The following is a 20,504-nucleotide window of genomic DNA, read 5'->3' as shown; positions in this document are numbered from 1 at the left end:
CCGGCGCCGCCCGCGCCGCGACGTCGACGACCACCGTCACTGACGCCCCGGCGAGCGCCGCGCCGACGACCAGCAGCGCGCCGACGAGCGGCACGCCGCCGCCCGGGACCGCGACCAGCCCCGCGGCGAGCGCGAGCAGGGCGAGCAGCCGGCGACGCAGCCGCACGGCGAGCGGCAGATCCGGCCGGCGCGGGGCGATCAGCAGGTCCCCGAGCACACCGCCGGCGAAGACGGCGGCGGTCGCGGGCCCCGCGAGCCCGTCGCTGCCGCGCTCCAGCACGGCCGCGACCCCGGCGACGGCGAGCGCGCCGTAGACGACGCCGAGCGCGGTCGAGACCGCGAGCGGCTGGAGGATCGGGCGCAGCGCAGGGGGCGCGAAGGGGCGCGGCGGGGTCGGCGCCGCGCGTGGCAGCTCGAACCGCCACGCCATCGCGACCGCGCCCGCGGAGCCGACGGCGACGAGCACCACGAGCGCGGCGGCCGGGCTCGTCGCGACGGCAACCGCGCCGGCGAGCAGCGGCCCGAGCGCGAAGGCGCCGTCCTGCAGCGCGGTGTCGGCGCCGAGCACGGCGGCGCGCGCGTCGGGCGCGACGCGGGCGCTGAGCGCCGCGCGCACCGCGACCGAGATCGACGGCGCCGAGAAGCCGAGCAGGAAGGCGGCCGCCGCGATCGCCGCGGTCGGGGCGGCGGCCGCGACGGTCGCCAGCAGCAGCGCGGTCACGCACGCGTGCAGGAGCGAGAGCGCGACGAAGCAGCGCAGGCCGCAGCGGTCGATCAGCCGGCCCTGCACCGGCCGCGTCAGCCCGACGCCGACCGACAGCGCCGCGACCGCCGCCCCGGCGCTTGCCAGCGACGCGCGGTCGTCCTCGACGAGCAGCAGCAGCGCGAGCCCGATGCCGCCGACGTGCAGGCGCGCGACCGCCGCGACCGCCAGCAACGGGGCGACGCCGGGGAGCGCGAGCGCGCCGCGGAGTCCAGCGCTGCGCTCGTCCGGCATCCCGACAGGATGACCCGCCGCCGGCAGCCGATCGAGATCGATCTGGTCTCGCCGATGTGCGCGAACGGGCATGCGCCGGGCGGGGGAGGGGCGCTACGGTCAGGCGGAATGGATCTGCTTCGGCACCTCCGGTACTTCGTCGCCGTCGCCCAGGAACTGCACTTCGGCCGCGCGGCCGACCGGCTGCACATGGCGCAATCGCCGCTGAGTCAGCGGATCCGCAGCCTCGAGCGCGAGTTCGGCGTGCAGCTGTTCGTGCGCAGCTCGCGGCAGGTCGCGCTGACCCCCGCGGGACGGGTGCTGCTCGACGAGGCGCCGCGGCTGCTCGCCGCCGCCGACGAGGTCAGGGCGCTGATGCACCGCGTCCGCGACGGCGGCCTCGGCGAGCTGCGCACCGGCATGCCGCCCGACTTCGACGCGCGCCTGGTCGCGGGCGTGCTCGCCAGCTTCCGCGCGGCCTGCCCGGAGGTCCGGCTCGACATCCAGCAGGCGCTCGCCGCCGAGCAGGAGCAGGCGCTCGCGACCGGCGCGATCGACGTCGGGCTGGTCTGGCATCCGCTCGGCGCGCGCGGGCTCGTCACCGGTCCCGTGCTGGAGAAGCCGCTGGGCGTCGTGCTGCCGGCCGACAGCGACCTCGCCGCGCACGAGCAGGTCGACCTCGGCGACCTGCGCGACCGCGCGCTCGTGATGTTCCCGCGCGAGGCGGGCCCGGCGGCGTACGACGAGGTGCTCGGCACCTGCCGCGCCTACGGCTTCGTGCCGGCCGACGTGCTGCACGCGCACCAGCGCGAGTTCGGCGTCGGGCTGGTGATGGCGGGCGATGCGATCGCGTTCGCCTTCGACGGCGAGCAGGCGGTCGAGGAGGTCGTCTGGCGGCCGCTGTGGGGCAGCCCGCTGCGGATGCGGCTCTCGACGGCGTGGCGCGATCGTGCCGACGGCCGCACCGTCGACGCGTTCACGCGCGCGGTCGTGACGACGCTGCGCGACGAGGGCGGCTGGGTCGAGAGCCGCGCGGCGCCGGCGCGACAGCACGACGCGAGCGTCCGCCGGCCGTCCTCGGGGGTGCTGTCGTGAGCGGGTCCTCGGAGCGGGTGCGCGCCGCCGAGCAGGCCAGGCGCGCCTTCGAGCGCGCGGGCGCGACCGGGCACCTGCACGTCGTCGACGTCGACCGCGGCGTGGACGGCGTCGAGCTGGAGGCCGGCGCCCCGGTCGCGATGGCGTCGGTCTTCAAGCTGCCGCTGCTCGTCGCGCTCTTCCAGCAGGCCGACGCCGGCGCGCTCGACCTGCGCGAGCGGCTGACGGTGACCGGAGACGGCGCCGGACTCACGGGGATCTCGCAGATGCACGACCCGGTCGAGATGTCGCTGCGCGATCTCGCGCTCGCGATGATGAGCGTCAGCGACTGCACGGCCGCCGACGCGCTCTACGACCGCGTCGGCCAGCCGGCCGTGCAGGAGGGACTGCGCCGGCTCGGGCTCGCGTCGACCACCGTCGAGGGCTGCTGCCGCGACATGTTCGCCGCGATCGAGCAGGGGACCGCGGCGCCGGCGCAGACGACGCCGCGCGACATGACGCGTCTGCTGAGCGCGATCTGGACCGACGCGGCGGCGTCGCCGGAGGCCTGCGCCACGATGCGCCGCCTGCTGCAGCTGCAGGTGTGGCCGCATCGGCTCGCATCCGGCTTCCCGTCCGACGACGTCACCGTCGGCGGGAAGACCGGCACGCTGCCCGGCATCCGCAACGAGGTCGGCGTGGTCGAGTACCCCGACGGCACCCGCTACGCCGCCGCCGTCTTCACGGTGACCGCCGACGCGCCCGCGACGCTGCCGGAGGTTGACGCCTCGATCGGCACCGCGGCGCGCATCTGCATCGACGCGCTGCGGGCGTAGCCGCAGCTCCCCCGTCAGGCGTCGACCGACGCGGCCAGGCGCGTCGCGACCACTCGGGCGTCGGCGACCAGCGCGGGCGGGTCGAGGACGTTGATCTCCAGGTCGAGCAGCGTCATCCAGACGAGGAACTGCCGCGACCAGCGGCCGTTGGAGGTCACGACGCAGGTGCCGCCGCCCGGCTCGGGCGTCACCGTGGCGTAGCGCGCGGGCACGCGCGGGGAGACCTCGGCGGCCGGGGCGTGGACGCGCACCCGTCCGGGCACCGCGGGCGACTCGCCGCGCAGGTTCAACGAGGTCTCCACGAAGGCCGCGGGGTCGCCGCCGGGGACCGTGCGACGGGGAGCGCGACCGCTGGGGGAGGGCGTCCCGGCGATCCGGTCGACGCGGAAGGTGCGCCAGTCGTCGCGGTCGAGGTCGAACGCGACGAGGTACCAGCGCGCGCCGGAGTGCACCAGCGCGCACGGCTCGGCGTGGCGACGCGACGCGCGGCCGTCCGGGGTCCCGTAGGCGAAGCGCAGGCCGACGGCGTCACGGCAGGCGCCGGCGAGCACCGCGAGCAGGTCTGCGTCGATCGGCGGCGCGTCGGCGCCGAAGGCCGAGGTGGCGTCGCCGAGCGCGCGCACGCGCCGGCGCAGATGCCCGGGCAGCAGCTGTTCGAGCTTCGCGAGCGCCCGCAGCGCCGTCTCCTCGGTGCCGCTGATCGAGCCCGACGCCGCCGAGCGCAGCCCGACCGCGACGGCGACGGCCTCGGCGTCGTCGAGCAGCAGCGGGGGGAGATGCGTGCCCGCGCCGAGCCTGTAGCCGCCGGCCATCCCCGGCGCGGCCTCGATCGGGTAGCCGAGCCCGCGCAGCTTGTCGACGTCGCGGCGGATCGTCCGCGGGCCGACGTCGAGCCGCTCGGCCAGCTCCGGCCCGGACCATTCGCGGCGCTGCTGCAGCAGCGAGAGCAGCGCCAGCAGCCGGGAGGAGGTCGGGATCGACATGCGCCACATGCTCGCCCACGCCGTCCAGGACCCGGCCGAGGCCGAGCAGGTGATGTGGGGCGAGGTGACGGCCGAGAACGGCTTCCGCGTGATGGCGTACGACGTGCCGTCGTCACTGCCGTGGAACCCCGGCGACAACGCCCACTTCGTCTCCGTCCGCGGCGACGACCCCGAGGAGATCACGGCCTACTGGGAGAAGCTCGCCGACGGCGCGACCGTCCGGCAGCCGCTCGCGCCGGCGTCGTGGTCGACGCTCTACGGCATGCTGCAGGACCGCTTCGGCGTGATCTGGGTGCTCGACGTCGCGAGCGCTCCCACCGACGCCTGAGCAGGAGGCACTATTCCTGTGCGATGAATCCTGAAGCACAGGCGGTCGCCACGGCCGAGGCGCAGGTCTCGGCCGCGCGCGACGATCCGGCAGCACGACTCGCGTTGATGGCGCGGCTGTTCGACGGGCCGACCGGCCGTGCGCCGCAGCACCGGCCGTTCCGGCGGGCGGCGTTGTCGTTCATGCGCTGGCAGGCGCAGCGCGGCGTGCTCAACCCGCTCGACGGATCGCAGCCCGGCAGCGTCTGGTGGCGCGCGATGAACGAGCGACTGCTGCGGGACGGCTGCGAAGCGGTCGCGCTGCTCGGTGGAATGGCCGGCGAGCCGTCGTCGCAGGCCGTGCGGCTGTGGCTGGCGTTCAGCACGAAGCCGACGGGGATCTCCTGGTACCGCGCGCACAACGCGAGCATCGTGAGCGGCTACCTGGAGCACCGGACCCTCGCCGAGGCAGAACGCGCTCCGGAGCGGTTCTTCATCAACGTCGCGCTGGTGCGCGTCCTGTACGCGCATGCGCTCGTCGGGGCGCCGCGCCTGGCCCTCGGCCGGCTGGCCCCGCTCGGCCGCCCGCTCGGCGACCCCCGCTTCGGAGTGGCCGGGCTGTTCCTCTCGCTGCGCCGTGTGCTGCCCGACCTCTATCCGCTGACGCTTGACGTGGAGAGCTACGTCGCCGACGAGCAGCGTCTCGGCCGGATGCTCGACTACGCGGTGATCGTGCCGCGACTGCAGCGCCTCTACGAGTGGTCGGCACGGGACCTGGGAGACGCGCGCCTGCTGGAGCTGGTTCGCGACGGCAACCCGATCTACGCCTGGCCCTTCGAGCAGCGACACGTCTGGCGCATGGCGAAGATGCCGCGCGCGGCGCGGGCGCTCGAACGCATCACGCGCGCTCGCGGCGGCGTATCGACGGTCTGAGACGCGCGGCCACGAGCCACTGAGACACCGAATATCGTTGTGTCGTGACGTTCGGGGACCATCCACTGCCGGTCGTCGGGCGCGAGCGGGAGCTGGCGCGCCTTGACGCGGTGCTGCGCGCGGCGGCGGCGGGAACGGGCGCGGCGCTCGTGGTCGAGGGTCCCGCGGGGATCGGCAAGACGCGCCTGCTCGCGGTCGCCCGCGAACGCGCGGCGGGGGAGGGGATGACCGTGCTGCACGCGCGCGGCACGCCGCTGGAGCGCGAGTACGCGATGGGGGTGGTGCGGCAGGCCTACGAGCCCTCGGTGCGCGCCGCCGAGCGCCACGACCGGCTGTTCGCCGGCGCCGCGGGGCTCGCGCGCGGCGTGCTGCTCGAGGGACCCGGCGAGCGGGCGGCGGCGCCCGTCGGCGTCCTGCACGGCCTCTACTGGCTGACCGCCAGCCTCGCCGATCGCGCGCCGCTGCTGCTCGCCGTCGACGACGCCCACTGGGCTGACGAGCCGTCGCTGCGATTCCTCGCGTACCTGGCCCGGCGCGTCGAGTCGCACGCGATCGCGCTCGTCGTCTGCGCACGCCACGAGCAGCAGGGCATCGCCGCGGACATGCTGCGTGAGATCGGCGCCGACCCGGCCACCGAGGTCGTCCAGCCGCAGCCGCTCCCGGTCACGGGCGTCGAGGCGCTGCTGACAGCGCTCGACGCCGGCGCGGTCGCGGAGCCGTTCGCGCGCGCCTGTCACGACGCGACCGGCGGCAACCCGTTCCTGCTCGCGGAGCTGATCCGCGCGCTGCACGCCGATCGCGTCCCGTTCACCGCGCGCGGGGCGGCGCGGATCCGCGGCGTCGCCCCGCGGCCGGTCGCGCAGATGGTGCGCGCCACGCTCGACCGGCTGGGACCCTCGGCGCGCGCGATCGCGCGCGCGGCGGCGATCCTCGGCGAGGACGCCCGCCTCGACGCGGCAGCCGCGCTTGAACGGCTGTCGATGACCGACGCGGCGGCGGCGGCCGGCGCGCTCGTGCGGGCCGGCGTGCTGGAGGACACCCAGCTGTTGCGCTTTCGTCATCCGATCGTGGCCGACGCCGTCGGCGCCGACCTCACCACAGCGGAGCGGGCCGACGGGCACCGGCGCGCCGCCGACCTGCTGCGCGCGCGCGGCGCCGAGCCCGAGCGCGTGGCGCTGCAGCTCCTGCACGCCCCGCCGGCCGGCGACGAGCGGGTCGTCGTCGAGCTGCGGCTCGCCGCGGAGCGCGCGCGGGCGCGGGGCGCGCAGGGGACGACGACGAGCCTGCTGCGCCGCGCGCTCGCCGAACCGCCGGTCGCGCACGTGCGCGGCGACCTGCTGCTCGAGCTCGGCGGAGCCGAGTACGCCTCCGGCGAGACCGGCGTCGCCGCAACCCACCTGGAGGAGGCCGCCCGCTGCGCGCCCGACCCGGCGACGCGGGCGCGTGCGCTGCTGGCGCTCGTCCAGGCCAGCCCGTACGACGCCCGCACGCATCGCTCGCTCAGCCCGCTGATCGCCCCGACGGTGGCGGAGCTGGAGCCGCGTGACGGTGCGCTCGCGCAGCGTCTGCGCCTGCTGATCATGCTGATGGCCCCGCCCGGACCGGAGCTGGACGCGGCGATCCGCGAGTGCCGCCGGCTCGACGGCGCGACGCCGGGGGAGGCCGCCGTGATGGCGTACCTGCTGATGCCGCTGATCCGCGACGGCGCGACCGCGACGGAGATCGCCGCCGTCGCCGAGCGCGCCGCCCCGCAGGCCGACGCGCTGCTGAGCGAGGGGGCGACCGCGCTGGTGATCGTCGGCATCGCGCTGAGCCTGCGCTGGACCGATCGGCTCGACGCGGCCGAGCGGCTGCTCGACCGCGTGATCGACAGCGCCCGCCGTCGCGGTTCCGCCGCCGACTTCGCGATCGCCTCGACGCACCGCGCCGGGATCCACCGCCGTGCGGGGCGGCTGCTCGTCGCCGAGGCCGACGCGCGCGACGCACTCGCCGCCGGCGTGGAGCGCGGATGGCTGTACGCGGGGCCGCCCGGCGTGATCCCGTTGATCGGATGCCTGGCCGACCAGGGTCGCGGGGAGGAGGCCGCGCGCGAGCTGGCGGCCGCGCACGGCGATGACGAACTCCCCGACGACCCCGCGATGACGCCGCTGCTGCTCGAACGGATGCGGCTGCGGGTCGTCGTCGGGGAGCCCCGGCTGGCGGTCGCCGACTGGGAGGAGGCGCGGCGCCGTGCTGGCCGGCTGTTCGGGGTCAACCCGGGGTGGATCGGAGACCTCGTCGTCGCCGCGGAAGCCCACCATGCGCTGGGCGAGCGCGACGCCGCCGTCGCGCTCGCGGACGAGGCGCTCACGCTGGCGCGGCGGTGGGACACGCCGGGCGCGATCGGCCAAGCGCTCCACGCCGGCGCTCGTCTCGGCCGCGCCGAGCAGGCGGTGGACGTGCTGCGGAGCGCCGTCGACCAGCTCGAGCGCTCGCCTGCTCGCGTCGAGCACGCCCGCGCGCTGATCGCGCTCGGCGGTACCCTGCGCCGCGGGGGCCACCGCGCCGACAGCCGCGTGCCGTTGCGCGAGGGGTACGAGCTTGCGCAGCGCGGCGGCGCCGCCGCGCTGGCGGAGCTGGCGCGGAGCGAGCTGCGGGCGAGCGGGATCCGCCTGCGCCGCGAGGCGCTCACGGGAGCGAGCTCGCTGACCGCGAGCGAACGACGGATCGCGGAGATGGCAGCCGCCGGAGCCTCGAACGCGGGCATCGCGCAGGACCTCTTCCTGACCGTGAAGACGGTCGAGATGCACCTCACGCACGCCTATCGCAAGCTGGACATCGGCGGTCGCCCGGGACTGGCCGAAGCGCTCGCCGGAGAACCCCAGGGGCGCGGTCCAGGGTCGGCCCCGTAGCGCCGCGGCGGCGTCCGGCGGAGCATCGCTCGAACCTTCAGGCCCCGGGGGGCCGGTTCGACGATAGGAGAGCGATTCCGATGAGGAGCACGCTGAAGTTCATCCTGGCGACGACGACGGCGATCGCGATGTCCGCGCCGTCCCTGCTCACACCGGGCGCGGCGGTCGCCGCCGACTACGGCCCGGACACCTGCCTCGCCGGCTTCGTCTGGCGCGAGGCGTTCGTCGGCGACACGGTCTGCGTCCCGCCCGCCACGCGCACCCAGACCTGGGCCGACAACGCCGCGGCGGCGTCGCGGATCGACCCGAACGGCGCCTACGGTCCACGCACGTGCATCTCGCCGTTCGTCTGGCGCGAGGCGCGTCCGAGCGACCTCGTCTGCGTCCCGGTCGCGACCCGCACCCAGACGAAGATCGACAACGCCTTGGCCACGAGCCGCCGCAACTCCGTCCTGGCGCGGCTGATGACGTGGGCGCCGACGGGTGACGGCGTCCTGCGCCACGTGGTGTTCGTCAGCAACGTGAACGTCGGCCGAACGTACCTGGGGCTGTACCGCAGCGGCAACCCCAAGCCGATCGCGTGGTGGTACCTGAACGCCCGCGCCACCTCGGGACACCTCGCCGGCGTCGCGATCTTCCGGACGAGTCGACTGGTCTGCAACGGCGCGCCGAACGGGTACTTCCGCGCCAAGGACATGACCTCCGGGCGCTGGTCCGTCCGCAAGCCCGTTCGCACGGGCTGCAGCACGCTGTAGCGAGCGGCGCGGCCGGCGCGATCGCGATGCCGGCCGCGCCGGCCGGCGCCCGCACGGGGAGGTGCGCATTACCGTATGCCCGCGCGCGAACGGTCGCGCGTCGTCGGCGAGTGACGTCTCGCCGGCGCACCGACGCGAAGGACCGACATGTCGATCATCCCCGCTCCCAGCGCGCGGCGCCCGCTGTTCGAAGACGTGCACGACGACTACCGCGAGAGCTTCCGGCGCTTCCTGCAGGCCGAGGTCGTCCCGCACCACGAGCAGTGGCAGGAGAACCACATCGTCTCGCGCGACCTGTTCACCAAGGCCGGCGAGCACGGCTTCCTGGCGATGGCGGTCGACGAGGAGCACGGCGGATCCGGCGTGGCCGACTGGCGCTTCAACGCCGTCCTCGCCGAGGAGGCCGCCTATGCGGTCGTGCAGTCGTCGTGGATGGGGCCGACCGTCCACAACGACCTCGGCCTTCCGTACGTGCTCGCCGCCGCCGACGACGAGCAGCGGCAGCGCTGGCTTCCGGGCACCGCATCGGGGGAGAAGATCCTCGCGCTGGCGATGACCGAGCCCGGCACCGGCTCGGACCTCGCGGCGATCGCGACGCGCGCCAAGCGCGACGGCGACGGCTACGTGATCAACGGCGCCAAGACCTTCATCTCCAACGGCATCAACGCCGACCTCGTCGTCACCGCCGTGCGCACGAGCGACGACCCGCACAAGGGTCTGTCGATGTTCGTCATCGAGCGCGGCATGGAGGGGTTCGAGCGCGGCAAGCAGATCCACAAGCGCGGCCAGCACGCCAATGACACCGCCGAGCTGTTCTTCAACGACTGCCAGGTCCCTGCCGAGAACATGCTCGGGGAGGAGGGGACGGGCTTCGCGCAGCTGATGTCACACCTGATCCCCGAGCGGCTCGGCCTCGCGGTCAGCTCGATGGCCGGCGCTGAGGCCGCGCTCGACATGACGCTCGAGTACGTCAGAGAGCGCAAGGCCTTCGGCCGCCCGATCGGCACGTTCCAGAACTCCCGCTTCGTGCTCGCCGAGCTGCAGACGAAGGTCGCGATCTCGCGCTGCTGGATGGACCGCACGATCGGCAGATTCGTCGAGGGCACCTGCACCGTGCAGGAGGCGGCGATGGCCAAGTACTGGACCACCGACCTGCTCTGCGAGGTCGCCGACGCCGGCGTCCAGCTGTTCGGCGGCTACGGCTACACGACCGAGTACAAGATCAGCGAGATCTGGGCCGACGCCCGCGTCAACCGCATCTACGCGGGCACCAACGAGATCATGAAGGAGCTGGTCGGCCGCTCGATGGGGTTGTGACCGGTTCGCTACGGTCGATGGATGCCGGCCCGCGCCGCTGACATCACGATTCGGCCGTGCCGCTCGGATGACGCTGACGCGTTGTGGGCGATCCTGCAGGCCGTCTTCTCGGCCGGCGAGACGTACGCCTACCCGACTGACATCTCGCGCGAAGCGGCGCTGGCCGGGTGGACGGCGCCGCCGGCGCGGGCCTGGGTCGCCGAGCGTGACGGCGTGGTTGTCGGCTCGTCACGTGTGATGCCCAACCAGCCCGGCCAGGGCGCCCACGTCGCGAACGGCTCGTTCGTCGTGGCGCCCGACGCCGGCGGTCGCGGCGTAGGTCGCGCGCTCTGCGAGCACGCGCTGCAAGCGGCGGCCGAGCTGGGCTACCGGGCGATGCAGTTCAACCTCGTCGTCAGCGCCAACGAGCGCGCGGTCGCGCTCTGGAGATCGCTCGGCTTCGAGACGGTCGGCCGCCTGCCCGGTGCGTTCATGCTGCACGGCGAGGAGGTCGACGCGTTCGTCATGTACCGTCGGCTCGACGACCTCCGCGGCGGCTAACGCGTAGCTTCAGTCGCACTGCACCTGTGCCAGCGTTGATCTGTAGGCGCTTCCGAGCTGGGTCAACGCCGTGCTCAGCTGTGTTCTCGCGTCGCTCAGGGAGAGGCTTCTTCCGAGCGTGCTGACGACGTCGCGCACCTCGTCGGTGAATCTCGTGGTCGCGGTCTCGACCTCTTGGCGTCGGTCGTCGGACAGCTCGGAGCGGTTGTCGGAGATCGTCGTGAGGTCGTCCTGAATCGTCTCCAGGTTGTTGCGGACCTGATCGACGGTCGCGGTGGTGAGCGTCAGGTTCGCGAGCTCGCCCACCTGCTGGGCGATGTCGTCGCGGGCGTCGCAGACCGCGGCCTGCGCCTGCTCCTCGTCGGAGTCGCCGCCGCAGCCGCCGACCGCGAGCGCCGCCATCGCGAGCAGCACCACGACGACGCGGAGCTTCGTTCGAGGCGCCTTGCCATCCATTACACCGAAAATCCTAACTGATGTTCGATGGTCGCGTCACATTATTGGCGGAATCGCGGGGTCGTCGGCGGGCGCCGCGCCGACGCGCGCGGCGAAGTCGGTCGCGAACCGCTCGACGGGTTCGCCTCAGTGGTTTGCCGCAACAGCTCTCCCGCGGCGGTGCGGGGGAGCAGATGGCCGAGCGGGAAGAGGGGGAGACTCGTCCTGATGCCGCTGAACAGGTGGGCAGAGGAGCACTCCAAAGAGCTGATCGCCGTCGCGGCGCTGACCGGGACGCTCGCGGGCGGCGCGTGCCACCTCGCGGGCGCCCCGGATGCCGGGGACTGGCTGTGGCGGATCACGCTCGTCGCGACGCTGGTGCCGCTGACGTGGTCAGTGGTGCGCGCGTTGTCGCACGGCGACCTCGGGGTCGACCTGATCGCGCTGTTGGCGATGGCCGGTGCGCTGATCGGCGGGGAGCTGCTCGCAGGCTCGGTGGTCGCGGTGATGCTGGCCGGCGGGAACGCGCTGGAGGCGTATGCCGATGGGCGCGCCCGTCGCGAGCTGACGGCGCTGCTGCGCCGGGCGCCTCAGGTGGCGCATCGCCGCGACGGCGACGACTGGGAGGAGGTCGACGTCGCGTCGGTGGCGCCCGGTGACGTGCTGCTGGTGCGCGCCGGCGAGCTGATCCCGGTCGACGGTGTGCTGCTGAGCGAGCGCGCCTCGATCGACGCCTCCTCGATCACGGGCGAGTCGCTGCCGATCGCCGGTGAGCGCGGGGTCAAGGTCCGCAGCGGCACCGCCAACGCCGGCGACGCGTTCGAGCTGCGCGCGAGCCGCGGTGCGGCCGACAGCTCCTACGCGGCGCTGGTGCGGCTGGTCGAGCGGGCGCAGTCGGAGAAGCCGCCGTTCACGCGCCTCGCCGACCGCTACGCCGTGATCTTCCTGCCGATCACGCTCGCGCTCGCGGGGCTGGCGTGGGCGCTCAGCGGCGAGGCGATCCGCGCGCTCGCCGTGCTCGTCGTCGCGACGCCCTGTCCGTTGATCCTCGCCGCACCGATCGCGCTCGTCTCCGGCCTGTCGCGAGCCGCGAGCGCCGGGATCGTGCTCAAGGGCGGCACCGCGCTGGAGCGGCTCGGCAGCGCCCGCACGGTCCTGCTCGACAAGACCGGCACGCTGACGCGCGGGCGACCGGCGGTCGAGCGGATCGTCGCCTTCGACGGCCGCGACGGTGACGACCTGCTCGCGCTCGCCGCCTCCGTCGACCAGCTCTCGGCCCACGTCCTGGCGGAGGGGATCGTCCACGACGCCGAGCGGCGCGGGCTCTCGTTGACGACGCCGCGCGACGCTCGCGAACAGCCGGGCGACGGGATCGTCGCGCGGGTCGACGGCCACCGCGTCGGCGTCGGCGGCAAGCGGTGGCTGCTGCGGCAGGGCTTCGCCGCGGCGAACGGCTCCGCGATGGGCGCGCCGCTCGATGCCGCCGGCGGCCGCGCCCTCGTCCACGTCGGCGTCGACCAGCGGCTCGCGGGCGTCCTGGTGATGGCCGACCGCCCGCGTCCGGACGCCGCGAACCTGGTGGCGCAGCTGCACGCGGCCGGTGTGCGGCAGGTCGCGATGGTGACGGGCGACGTCGCGGAGGTTGCCGATCAGGTCGCCGAGCAGGTCGGGCTCGATCGCGTCTACGCCGAGCAGACGCCGCAGCAGAAGCTGGCGGTCGTGCGGGCGGCGCGCGAGCACCCGGAGCTGCGGCCGGTGGTGATGGTCGGCGACGGCGTCAACGACGCGCCGGCGCTGGCGCTCGCCGACGTCGGAATCGCGCTCGCGGGGGAGAGCCGCACCGTTTCCAGCGAGGCCGCCGACGCGGTCATCACCGTCGACCGCGTCGACCGCGTCGCGGAGGCCGTGCGGATCGGCCGGCGCACGATGCGGATCGCGCGCCAGAGCGTGCTCGTCGGGATCGGCCTCAGCGTCGCGGCGATGGTCGTGGCGGCGTTCGGCTACCTGCCGCCGGTCGCGGGCGCGCTGCTGCAGGAGGTCATCGACGTCGGCGTGATCCTCAACGCGCTGCGAGCGCTGCGGCCATGACGCGCGCGGCAGGTGAGCGATTCGATGTCGAGAACCGCCGGTCGGCTCCGCTCACCAGGTGAAGGGCTCCATGCCGAGCATCGCCACGACAACCATCTGGAGGACTCGATGAGCATCGCCAAGCCCGACATCGTCACCCCTGAGCAGTGGCGCGCCGCGCGCGAGGCGCTGCTCACGAAGGAGAAGGCGCACACCCGCGCGCGTGACGCGCTTGCGGCCGAGCGCCGCCGCATGCCGATGATCCACGTGGACAAGGACTATCGCTTCACCGCGCCCGGCGGCGGAGACGCAACGTTGCTCGACCTCTTCGACGGCAGCCGCCAGCTCGTCGTGTACCGCTTCTTCATGGATCCGGACATGGACGTCTACCCGGAGCGCGGCTGCCCCGGCTGCTCGATGTACGCCGACCAGTTGAGCAACCTGCTGCACCTGCGCGAGCGCGACACCCGCTTCGTCGCCGTCAGCCGCGGCGAGCAGGAGCACCTGCAGCGCTATCGCGAGCAGATGGGCTGGGAGTTCCCGTGGTACACGCTGCGCGACGACTTCGACGCCGACCACGACGTCGCGGAGTGGCACGGCACGAACGTGTTCCTGCGCGACGGCGACGAGGTCTACCGCACGTACTTCATCGACGCCCGTGGCGACGAGGCGCTCGGGTCGACCTGGAACTTCCTCGACATCACCCCGTACGGCCGCCAGGAGCAGTGGGAGGACTCGCCAGAGGGCTGGCCGCAGACCCCGCCGTACACCTGGGGCGGCTGGCACGACACGTACGACCACACGCTCTGACGTGTTCGCCCACGTCGCAGGCATCCCCATTGAGAGAGGAACGTCATGGACCCGCAAGAGAACACCGAAGCGCCGCAGGAGCTGGCCGGAGGCCGTTCATGACCGTCCAGCGCCTGGAGCACGTCGGCATCGTCGTCGACGATCTCGCGGCGGCGACCGCGTACTTCACCGCACTCGGGCTCGAGGTGGAGGGCAAGGCGTCCGTCGAGGGCGGCTCGGTGGACCGGATCAACGGGCTCGACGGCGTGCGGGCGGATGTCGTGATCCTGCGGACCCCGGATGGCAGCAGCAAGCTCGAGCTGGCCAAGTACCACTCGCCCTCGTACGAGGGCGACACCGGGCAGCCGGCGCCCGCCAACGCCCCGGGCATCCGCCACATCCTCTTCGCCGTCGATGACATCGAGGCATCCCTCGCCGCCCTGCGACCACATGGCGCCGAGCTGGTCGGCGAGCTCGAGAACTACGGGAACAGCTATTGGCTCTGCTACGTGCGCGGCCCGGCAGGGATCATCGTCGAGCTGGCACAGAAGATCGGCTGATCGTCGCCTCAGCTGGGCGCGTCGCGCGCGTCGGGCTACGGAGCGATCGGCTGAAACGGTCGCTGGTCGCGCAGCTCGCCGCGGTGCTCGAACGACACCGACGTGTTCGGCGGGATCTCGTGCCAGAGCCCGGGCAGGTCGGAGAACGGCTCGGAGACGATCAGTCGGTCGCCGGGGAGGAGGCGGGCGAGCCGGTGGTCGGTGGGGTAGAGGCGGCGGACGGTCTCGACGCCGGCGGTGGTGAACAGGGAGCGCGGCGGGCCCTCGGTCGCGTAACGGACGGCCCACAGCGTGGAGCCGTCACAGACGCCGAAGCTCGCCTGCACCAGGCAGTCGCAGCCGCGCCGTCGGGCGGTCTGCTCGACGAGGCCGACGGTGCGCTCCAGCGCCGTGATCGGGTCGTCCTCGAGTCCGTGCGTGAGGGCGAGCTGGAAGAGCACCTCGGTGTCGGTCGAGCCGTGGACGGCGGCGAAGCGGTCGGGGTCGAGCGCGAGCATCAGGTCGCGGCGCAGGTGCGGGAAGTCGGCGACGTAGCCGTTGTGGACGAACAGCCATCTGCCATGGCGGAACGGGTGGCAGTTGGTCTGCTGGACGGGCGAGCCGATCGCGGCGCGGACGTGCACGAGGAACGCGTGCGAGGTGACGTGCGCGGCGAGCTCCCGCAGGTTCGCGTCCGACCACGCCGGCGCCTCGCTGCGGTACAGCGCCGGCTCGCCACCATCGTCGTACCAGCCGAGCCCGAAGCCGTCGCCGTTGGTCGGCTCGGCACCCATGCGCGCGTGCAGGCTCTGGTCGACGATCCCGTGCTTCGTCTGGAACAGCAGCTCGTCGATCAGCACCGGCTGCCCGAACCATGCCATCCAGCGACACATCGCTCACTGCCCGGGAGCGGCTTGCGCGTCGGGACGTTCGAGGATCGGGACGATCATCGCGGGTTGGTGCACCATGTCGGCTGATCTCCAGTTCGCGGACGCGTTGCGATGATCGTCGGCGTGCTCGAGCGCTGACAAGGGGGCATGCACCCTTCGCGGCTTCGTGCAGGTACTTCCTCAGCGCGGTCCGGCGGATGTAGGCTCCGCACATGACGATCGGCGCAAGCCTGTTCCTCATCATCGTCGGCGCGATCCTGCGCTTCGCGATCACCGCGGAGGTCGCGGGCATCGACCTGCAGGTCGTCGGACTGATCCTGATGATCGGCGGCGCCCTCGGTCTGGTCCTCGGCCTGATCATGACGTTCATGGCCGGCCGGCGGACGCCACCGCCCGGCGGGCGCGGGCCGGCCGACTACTGAGATCGTTCACGGCTGCAGCGCGATCACGACGAGGGTCTGGTCGAGTCGGCGGGGCATCGCCTCACGCCTCGTCGGCGAATGCCTCGCGCAGCGCCTGCTCGTCGCTCTCGGAGAGGTTCGTCTCGATCAGCTGGGCGTGCGAGCCCTCGAAGGCGTCGTGGACGCGGTCGGCGACGGCGCCGGAGGTGAGCAGGAAGAGAGCGGAGCTGCCGGGTCTGACCTCCGCGCGGACTCTCTCGATGAAGTCCTTGTCGATGCCGACGTGGGCAAGCGAGCCGCCGATCGCGCCGGCGGCGGCGCCGACGGCCAGCCCGAGGACCGGGATGAAGAAGATCAGGCCGAAGAGGAAGCCCCAGAAGGCGCCGCCGAGCGCGCCTCGCCCGGTCATGTCGGCGAGGTGGCGGGTCTTCGGCTTCTTCTTTCCGGCCTCCCAGGTGACGGTGGCGGCGTCGTGGAGCTGGATCAGCTCCTGCCGCTGCAGCTGCTCGACGGTCGTGACGGCGCGCTCGGCGCCGGCCGCATCGTCGAATCTCCAAACGGTGAGCGTGGCCATCGCATCTCTCCTGTCGGTGTGGTGGTGGAGTCGGAACGGATCGGGGTCGCGGGAGCGCGCCGTCAGCTCGCCGCCGCGTAGCGCTTCAGAAAGAGCGCCTCGGCGAGCGCGGTGTGCTCGATCTCGCGCGGGTCGACGCTCTCGTTGGGGGCGTGGATCAGGCACTTCGGCTCCTCGACGCCGAGCAGCATGATCTCGGCGTCGGGGAAGGTCTCGGCGAAGACGTTGCAGAGCGGAATCGAGCCGCCCTGGCCCTCGGTCGTCATCGGGTGGCCGAACGCCTCCTCCATCGAGACCTTCATCGCCTCGAAGGCGGGGCCGTCGAGTGTCCCGACGAACGGGTCGCCGACGGCGACGCGCTCGATCTCGCAGTGCAGCCCCCACGGCACGCGCGCCCGCAGGTGAGCGACGAGCGCGTCCTGCGCGGCTCTGCCCTCGACGCCGGGCGGGATTCGCAGGCTCACGCGGGCGGCGGCGCTCGCCTGTATCGCGGCGGAGGAGCCGACCACCGGCGGCACGTCGATGCCGAGCACGGTCGCCGACGGCCGCGCCCACAGCAGGTCGGCGGCGGCGCCGTCGCCCATCAGCTCGACGCCTTCGAGGACGTTGGCGTCGGCGCGGAACTGCTCGGCCGGGTAGTCGACGCCGGTCCATCTCTGGCTCGCGTCGAGGCCGTCGACGGTCGTGTTGCCGTCGGCGTCGTGGAGCGTCGCGAGCAGCTGGATCAGGCCGAGCACCGGGTCGGGCGCTGGGCCGCCGAACATGCCGGAGTGCATCGCGCTGGCGAGCGCGGTCAGTCTCACGTCGACGCTCGTCATGCCGCGCAGCGTCGTCGTCAGCGTCGGCACGCCGACGGCGAAGTTGCCGGTGTCGACGACGAGGATCGCATCCGCTCTGAGCAGCTCGGCGTTCGGCGGCACGAACGCCTCCAGTCCGCCGGTGCCCTGCTCCTCGGAGCCCTCGCAGATCAGCTTCACGCCGCACGGCAGGCCGCCGTGCTGCTGCAGCGCGCGCAGGGCGGTGAGGTGCATCACGATGTTGCCCTTGCAGTCGGCGGCGCCACGGCCGTACCAGCGCCCGTCGCGCTCGGTCAGCTCCCAGATCGGCGATCTCCACGCCGCCTCGCCCAGCGGCGGCTGCACGTCGTAGTGGCAGTAGAGCAACACCGTCGGGCTGCCGGACGGGCCGGGCGCGTGGCCGTGGACGGCGAGGCTTCCATCCGGCGTCGGCGACGTCGTCACGTCGTGCAGCCCCGCGTCGGTGAACGCCTCGACGACCCACGCCGCGGCCTTGTCGCATTCCTCGCGGGGGTACTGTCTGGGATCGGCGACGGAGCGGAACGCGACCAGCTCCGCGAGGTCGCTTCGAGCGCGGCTCATCAGCGCCCCGATCGCGGCGCGCAACTCCTCCGACGAAGCGATCTCGCTCGCGGCCATCACTGCCCTCCTGTCGATCTCGTCGCCGCCCACGGCGACCCGACTCAACGTCGTAGGCCACTCTCCACGCCCGTGCGCGGTCGTGTCGATGGTCTGTGCACGAGCGTGCGGGTGGTGCTGGCATCAGTGCCGGACGCGGCGTGCTCTGTTCAGCTCCCGGGTGATGCCCGTTCACCTTCCTGAGGGCGGCACGCCCGCCGGGCGCGGAGTGCTGGCGGCGACCTGCGTCTCGACGCTCGTCGTCAACGCCAACACCTCCGCGGTCAGCATCCTGCTGCCGGCGATCAGCGCCGACGTCGGCACCTCGACGACGACGCTGCAGTGGGCCGTCACGGGCTACTCGCTCGTCGGCGCAGCGGTGATCGTGACCGGTGGCGTGCTCGGCGACATCGCCGGGCGCCGCAAGGTCTTCGTCGCCGCGCTGCTGCTGTTCGTCGCCTCCTGTGTGCTGATCGCGCTCGCGGGCAGCGGCGCGGGCGTGATCGCTGGCCGCATGATCCAGGGCGCCGCCGGCTCGACGCTGCTCGCCTGCGGCATGAGCCTGCTGTCGGTCGGCGCCAGCGGCGCGGCGCAGATGCGCGCCGTCTCGATCTGGGGCGCCGCCTCCGCCGTCGGCGCCGCCGCGGGCCCGCTCGTCGGCGGCGCGCTCGTCGACACGACCGGCTGGCAGGGGCTGTTCTGGATCGACGCCGCGATCGCAGCGGCCTGCATCCCGCTGACGTTGGCGACCGTGCCCGAGTCGCGCGATCCCGAGCGGCCGCACACGATCGACCTCGCCGGCACGCTGCTGGTCGCAACGACGCTGGTGCCGTTCGTGCTCGCGCTCACGCGCGGACCGGACTGGGGGTGGGGGTCCGCGCTGACGCTCGGCTGCTTCGCCGTCTCGATCGCCGCCGGCGCCGGCTTCGTCGCGGTCGAGCGGCGGGTGCGGGCTCCGCTGCTCGACCTGGCGCTGCTGCGCAACAAGGTGCTCGTCGGCGCGACGCTGGCGATCCTGATCGGCGCCGGCACGATCAACGGCCTGATGTACGTCGTCAGCCTCTACTTCCAGGATCCGGCCGGGCTTGGCATGAGCCCGCTGGATGCCGGCCTCGCGACGCTGCCGGCGACGGTCGGCCTGATCGTCGTCTCGCCGTTCGTCAGCGATCTCGCGACCCGCATCGGGTCGCGTCAGACGATCGGGCTCGGCTTCGCGATCACGACCGTCGGTTTCGCCGCGCTGGTCTTCGTGACCGGCTCGTGGGCGTACGGGATGTTCGTGCTGCCGCTGATCGCGATCGCGCTCGGGATGGGGCTTTCAAACGGCTGCGCCTCGTCGGCCTCGACCGCGACGGTGCCGCAGAACCAGGTCGGCTCCGCATCCGGCGTCTCGAACATGGCCCGCTACGTCGGCGCCGCGCTCGTGACAGCAGCGGCGGCCACGATCTACGGCTCGGCAGCCGCCTCCGCCGACGGCGCCGCGCGCACCGACGCGCTCGTCGACGGCGTCGCCCGCTCGGCGCTGCTGATGACGATCGCCTCCGCGCTCGGAATCGCGCTCGCGCTCCTCTACGGACGTCACCGCCCCGCCCGCGCCCGCACCGTCGACCGCGCCGCCGCGGCCGCCGTCGCCGTCCACACGCTCCCGACACGGCAGGCAAGCGACATGACGCCGAAAGGGTCGCACGGGCGATGGCATCACGGCGCTCGAAACCGGGCGCGTCAACGATGACGCCTCAACACTCAAGAAATCTGGTTTGGTTACGCTGACACCACGAAGGAAGGTGGCTGCGGCTGATGACGATCAGCGTTCCCCAGACGCGCAGGGAGGTGCTTCGCGCCTGGACCCTGCCGCGGCCGGCCCAGCGCTTGCTCGCCACCGCGTTGGCCGCCGCGCTCGTCGTCGTCGTCACGTGGCTGCTGCTCGTGGGGGCGTGGAGAGCGTCGCTGATGCTGGTCGCCGCCGCCGCGCTCGTCGCCCTGGCCGGACTTGCCCGGCTGTTGCACGCCGAGCGGTGCACCGTGCGCGCGCTCACAGCCGAGCAGCGGTGGCTCGCTGCCGCTGCCGCGCAGTCGACGGGCGAGCTGCGCCGCTCTCGCGCGCGAATCGCTGCCGGCGCCGAGCGCGAGCGGCGGCGGATCGAGCGCGATCTGCACGACGGCGCGCAACAGCGGCTGGTCGCGTTGCGGATCGAGCTGGAGCTCGCCGAGGAGCTGGTCGAACGCGATCCGCACACCGCCCGCGAGCGGTTGCGCGAGCTGGAGCACGAGGTCGACGAGGCGCTCGACGAGCTGCGAGCGCTCGCGCACGGCGTCTACCCGCCGCTGCTGGCCGATCGTGGTCTGTCCGAGGCGCTGCGCGCCGAGACCGTTCGCGCCGCGCTGCCGGTGCGGGTGCGCGACCACGGGATCGGGCGGCATCCGACCGAGGTCGAGAGCGCCGTCTACTTCTGCGTTCTGGAAGCGGTCCAGAACGCCTGCAAGCACGCTGTCGGCGCACGGCAGGTGACGATCACGCTCAGCGGCGAGCACGACGGCGGGCTGTCGGTCGAGGTGCTCGATGACGGCGCGCGCATGCCGCAGATCGTGCCGGGGCACGGGATCGCGAACATGCGCGAGCGACTGGTGGCCGTCGATGGCGGCATCGAGATCGCGCCGCGTCCGCGCGGCGGTTGCGTGGTGCGGATGCGTGTTCCCGCGCGCGCCGTCCGGTAGGGCGCGCACCACCACCGTCGGCATGGTTCCGCCCTTGCCGGGTGCGGCCGCGTCCGGCAGGCTGACAG

The 20,504-nt window shown here is 73.5% G+C and carries 20 protein-coding genes; 14 read left to right on the top strand and 6 right to left on the bottom strand.

Annotation, left to right across the window (positions count from 1 at the left end; genetic code table 11):
* Positions 1 to 997 (bottom strand): MFS transporter (locus tag R7226_RS14080; protein WP_318597808.1); only part of this gene is annotated, 997 nt, incomplete at its 3' end.
* 108 nt (positions 998 to 1,105) lie between these two features.
* On the opposite strand from R7226_RS14080, the gene R7226_RS14075 reads away from it, so the two are divergent.
* Together R7226_RS14075 and R7226_RS14070 are read left to right on the top strand one after the other, a co-directional pair.
* Positions 1,106 to 2,071, top strand: a complete 966-nt coding sequence (locus R7226_RS14075) for a LysR family transcriptional regulator (RefSeq protein WP_318597807.1) — start codon at positions 1,106 to 1,108, stop codon at positions 2,069 to 2,071.
* Positions 2,068 to 2,886, top strand: coding sequence for a serine hydrolase (locus R7226_RS14070; protein ID WP_318597806.1), 819 nt, complete (start codon positions 2,068 to 2,070; stop codon positions 2,884 to 2,886). The genes R7226_RS14075 and R7226_RS14070 overlap by 4 nt, the downstream gene beginning before the upstream one ends.
* Before the next feature lie 14 nt (positions 2,887 to 2,900).
* Here the strand turns inward: R7226_RS14070 and R7226_RS14065 are convergent, their stop codons facing one another.
* Positions 2,901 to 3,869: a helix-turn-helix transcriptional regulator gene (locus R7226_RS14065; RefSeq protein ID WP_318597805.1), complete on the bottom strand. Its 969-nt coding sequence runs from the start codon at positions 3,867 to 3,869 to the stop codon at positions 2,901 to 2,903.
* On the opposite strand from R7226_RS14065, the gene R7226_RS14060 reads away from it, so the two are divergent.
* The 6 genes from R7226_RS14060 to R7226_RS14035 all read left to right on the top strand — a co-directional run bounded on the left by R7226_RS14060 (position 3,868) and on the right by R7226_RS14035 (position 10,611).
* Positions 3,868 to 4,197 (top strand): VOC family protein, encoded by a 330-nt coding sequence (locus R7226_RS14060; protein ID WP_318597804.1) that lies wholly within the window; start codon positions 3,868 to 3,870, stop codon positions 4,195 to 4,197. The genes R7226_RS14065 and R7226_RS14060 overlap by 2 nt on opposite strands.
* A 23-nt stretch (positions 4,198 to 4,220) precedes the next feature.
* Positions 4,221 to 5,108, top strand: a complete 888-nt coding sequence (locus R7226_RS14055; RefSeq protein WP_318597803.1) for a hypothetical protein — start codon at positions 4,221 to 4,223, stop codon at positions 5,106 to 5,108.
* Between the two features lie 44 nt (positions 5,109 to 5,152).
* Entirely contained in the window at positions 5,153 to 7,999 is a 2,847-nt protein-coding gene (locus R7226_RS14050) for a helix-turn-helix transcriptional regulator (protein WP_318597802.1), read from the top strand.
* Between the two features lie 80 nt (positions 8,000 to 8,079).
* Positions 8,080 to 8,754 carry a hypothetical protein gene (locus R7226_RS14045; RefSeq protein WP_318597801.1) on the top strand — a complete coding sequence of 225 codons (675 nt, stop codon included), beginning with the start codon at positions 8,080 to 8,082 and terminating at the stop codon, positions 8,752 to 8,754.
* 147 nt (positions 8,755 to 8,901) lie between these two features.
* Entirely contained in the window at positions 8,902 to 10,071 is a 1,170-nt protein-coding gene (locus R7226_RS14040; RefSeq protein WP_318597800.1) for an acyl-CoA dehydrogenase family protein, read from the top strand.
* Between the two features lie 21 nt (positions 10,072 to 10,092).
* Complete coding sequence (locus R7226_RS14035) at positions 10,093 to 10,611, top strand: GNAT family N-acetyltransferase (protein ID WP_318597799.1); 519 nt, start codon at positions 10,093 to 10,095, stop codon at positions 10,609 to 10,611.
* A 9-nt stretch (positions 10,612 to 10,620) separates the two neighbouring features.
* On the opposite strand, the gene R7226_RS14030 is transcribed toward R7226_RS14035, so the two are convergent.
* A complete protein-coding gene (locus R7226_RS14030; protein ID WP_318597798.1) occupies positions 10,621 to 11,067 on the bottom strand; it encodes a hypothetical protein in 447 nt (148 codons plus the stop codon).
* Between the two features lie 207 nt (positions 11,068 to 11,274).
* Between R7226_RS14030 and R7226_RS14025 the strand changes: the two genes are divergently transcribed.
* The 3 genes from R7226_RS14025 to R7226_RS14015 all read left to right on the top strand — a co-directional run bounded on the left by R7226_RS14025 (position 11,275) and on the right by R7226_RS14015 (position 14,462).
* Positions 11,275 to 13,134, top strand: a complete 1,860-nt coding sequence (locus R7226_RS14025) for a heavy metal translocating P-type ATPase (protein WP_318597797.1) — start codon at positions 11,275 to 11,277, stop codon at positions 13,132 to 13,134.
* 108 nt (positions 13,135 to 13,242) lie between these two features.
* The gene (locus R7226_RS14020; RefSeq protein WP_318597796.1) at positions 13,243 to 13,923 is read left to right on the top strand and encodes a DUF899 domain-containing protein; all 681 of its coding nucleotides are present in this window, start codon (positions 13,243 to 13,245) and stop codon (positions 13,921 to 13,923) included.
* 98 nt (positions 13,924 to 14,021) lie between these two features.
* On the top strand, positions 14,022 to 14,462 hold the full coding sequence (locus R7226_RS14015; RefSeq protein ID WP_318597795.1) for a VOC family protein: 441 nt from the start codon (positions 14,022 to 14,024) through the stop codon (positions 14,460 to 14,462).
* 35 nt (positions 14,463 to 14,497) lie between these two features.
* On the opposite strand, the gene R7226_RS14010 is transcribed toward R7226_RS14015, so the two are convergent.
* The gene (locus R7226_RS14010) at positions 14,498 to 15,322 is read right to left on the bottom strand and encodes a class II glutamine amidotransferase (protein ID WP_318597794.1); all 825 of its coding nucleotides are present in this window, start codon (positions 15,320 to 15,322) and stop codon (positions 14,498 to 14,500) included.
* Positions 15,323 to 15,543: 221 nt separating this feature from the next.
* On the opposite strand from R7226_RS14010, the gene R7226_RS14005 reads away from it, so the two are divergent.
* Positions 15,544 to 15,753 carry a DUF6458 family protein gene (locus R7226_RS14005; protein WP_318597793.1) on the top strand — a complete coding sequence of 70 codons (210 nt, stop codon included), beginning with the start codon at positions 15,544 to 15,546 and terminating at the stop codon, positions 15,751 to 15,753.
* Positions 15,754 to 15,814: 61 nt separating this feature from the next.
* On the opposite strand, the gene R7226_RS14000 is transcribed toward R7226_RS14005, so the two are convergent.
* Together R7226_RS14000 and R7226_RS13995 are read right to left on the bottom strand one after the other, a co-directional pair.
* Entirely contained in the window at positions 15,815 to 16,306 is a 492-nt protein-coding gene (locus R7226_RS14000; RefSeq protein ID WP_318597792.1) for a DUF1269 domain-containing protein, read from the bottom strand.
* A 62-nt stretch (positions 16,307 to 16,368) separates the two neighbouring features.
* The gene (locus tag R7226_RS13995; protein WP_318597791.1) at positions 16,369 to 17,742 is read right to left on the bottom strand and encodes a dipeptidase; all 1,374 of its coding nucleotides are present in this window, start codon (positions 17,740 to 17,742) and stop codon (positions 16,369 to 16,371) included.
* A gap of 163 nt (positions 17,743 to 17,905) precedes the next feature.
* Between R7226_RS13995 and R7226_RS13990 the strand changes: the two genes are divergently transcribed.
* Positions 17,906 to 19,453, top strand: a complete 1,548-nt coding sequence (locus R7226_RS13990; RefSeq protein WP_318597789.1) for an MFS transporter — start codon at positions 17,906 to 17,908, stop codon at positions 19,451 to 19,453.
* A gap of 65 nt (positions 19,454 to 19,518) precedes the next feature.
* Complete coding sequence (locus R7226_RS13985; RefSeq protein ID WP_318597788.1) at positions 19,519 to 20,436, top strand: sensor histidine kinase; 918 nt, start codon at positions 19,519 to 19,521, stop codon at positions 20,434 to 20,436.
* Positions 20,437 to 20,504: the final 68 nt, after the last annotated feature.

The organism is Conexibacter stalactiti, assembly GCF_033542075.1.
GTDB lineage: Bacteria > Actinomycetota > Thermoleophilia > Solirubrobacterales > Solirubrobacteraceae > Conexibacter > Conexibacter stalactiti.
Note: the sequence above shows the minus strand (reverse complement) of the source record. Positions and strands in the feature narration are given on the sequence as shown.

Bases quoted from the DNA above. Each gene is read 5' to 3' on its own strand.
- R7226_RS14075 (WP_318597807.1), top strand. From the start codon at position 1,106: ATGGATCTGCTTCGGCACCTCCGGTACTTCGTCGCCGTCGCCCAGGAA.
- R7226_RS14060 (WP_318597804.1), top strand. From the start codon at position 3,868: ATGCGCCACATGCTCGCCCACGCCGTCCAGGACCCGGCCGAGGCCGAG.
- R7226_RS14065 (WP_318597805.1), bottom strand. From the start codon at position 3,869: ATGTCGATCCCGACCTCCTCCCGGCTGCTGGCGCTGCTCTCGCTGCTG.
- R7226_RS14055 (WP_318597803.1), top strand. From the start codon at position 4,221: ATGAATCCTGAAGCACAGGCGGTCGCCACGGCCGAGGCGCAGGTCTCG.
- R7226_RS14045 (WP_318597801.1), top strand. From the start codon at position 8,080: ATGAGGAGCACGCTGAAGTTCATCCTGGCGACGACGACGGCGATCGCG.
- R7226_RS14040 (WP_318597800.1), top strand. From the start codon at position 8,902: ATGTCGATCATCCCCGCTCCCAGCGCGCGGCGCCCGCTGTTCGAAGAC.
- R7226_RS14035 (WP_318597799.1), top strand. From the start codon at position 10,093: ATGCCGGCCCGCGCCGCTGACATCACGATTCGGCCGTGCCGCTCGGAT.
- R7226_RS14030 (WP_318597798.1), bottom strand. From the start codon at position 11,067: ATGGATGGCAAGGCGCCTCGAACGAAGCTCCGCGTCGTCGTGGTGCTG.
- R7226_RS14025 (WP_318597797.1), top strand. From the start codon at position 11,275: ATGCCGCTGAACAGGTGGGCAGAGGAGCACTCCAAAGAGCTGATCGCC.
- R7226_RS14020 (WP_318597796.1), top strand. From the start codon at position 13,243: ATGAGCATCGCCAAGCCCGACATCGTCACCCCTGAGCAGTGGCGCGCC.
- R7226_RS14015 (WP_318597795.1), top strand. From the start codon at position 14,022: ATGACCGTCCAGCGCCTGGAGCACGTCGGCATCGTCGTCGACGATCTC.
- R7226_RS14010 (WP_318597794.1), bottom strand. From the start codon at position 15,322: ATGGCATGGTTCGGGCAGCCGGTGCTGATCGACGAGCTGCTGTTCCAG.
- R7226_RS14005 (WP_318597793.1), top strand. From the start codon at position 15,544: ATGACGATCGGCGCAAGCCTGTTCCTCATCATCGTCGGCGCGATCCTG.
- R7226_RS14000 (WP_318597792.1), bottom strand. From the start codon at position 16,306: ATGGCCACGCTCACCGTTTGGAGATTCGACGATGCGGCCGGCGCCGAG.
- R7226_RS13995 (WP_318597791.1), bottom strand. From the start codon at position 17,742: ATGGCCGCGAGCGAGATCGCTTCGTCGGAGGAGTTGCGCGCCGCGATC.
- R7226_RS13990 (WP_318597789.1), top strand. From the start codon at position 17,906: ATGCCCGTTCACCTTCCTGAGGGCGGCACGCCCGCCGGGCGCGGAGTG.
- R7226_RS13985 (WP_318597788.1), top strand. From the start codon at position 19,519: ATGACGATCAGCGTTCCCCAGACGCGCAGGGAGGTGCTTCGCGCCTGG.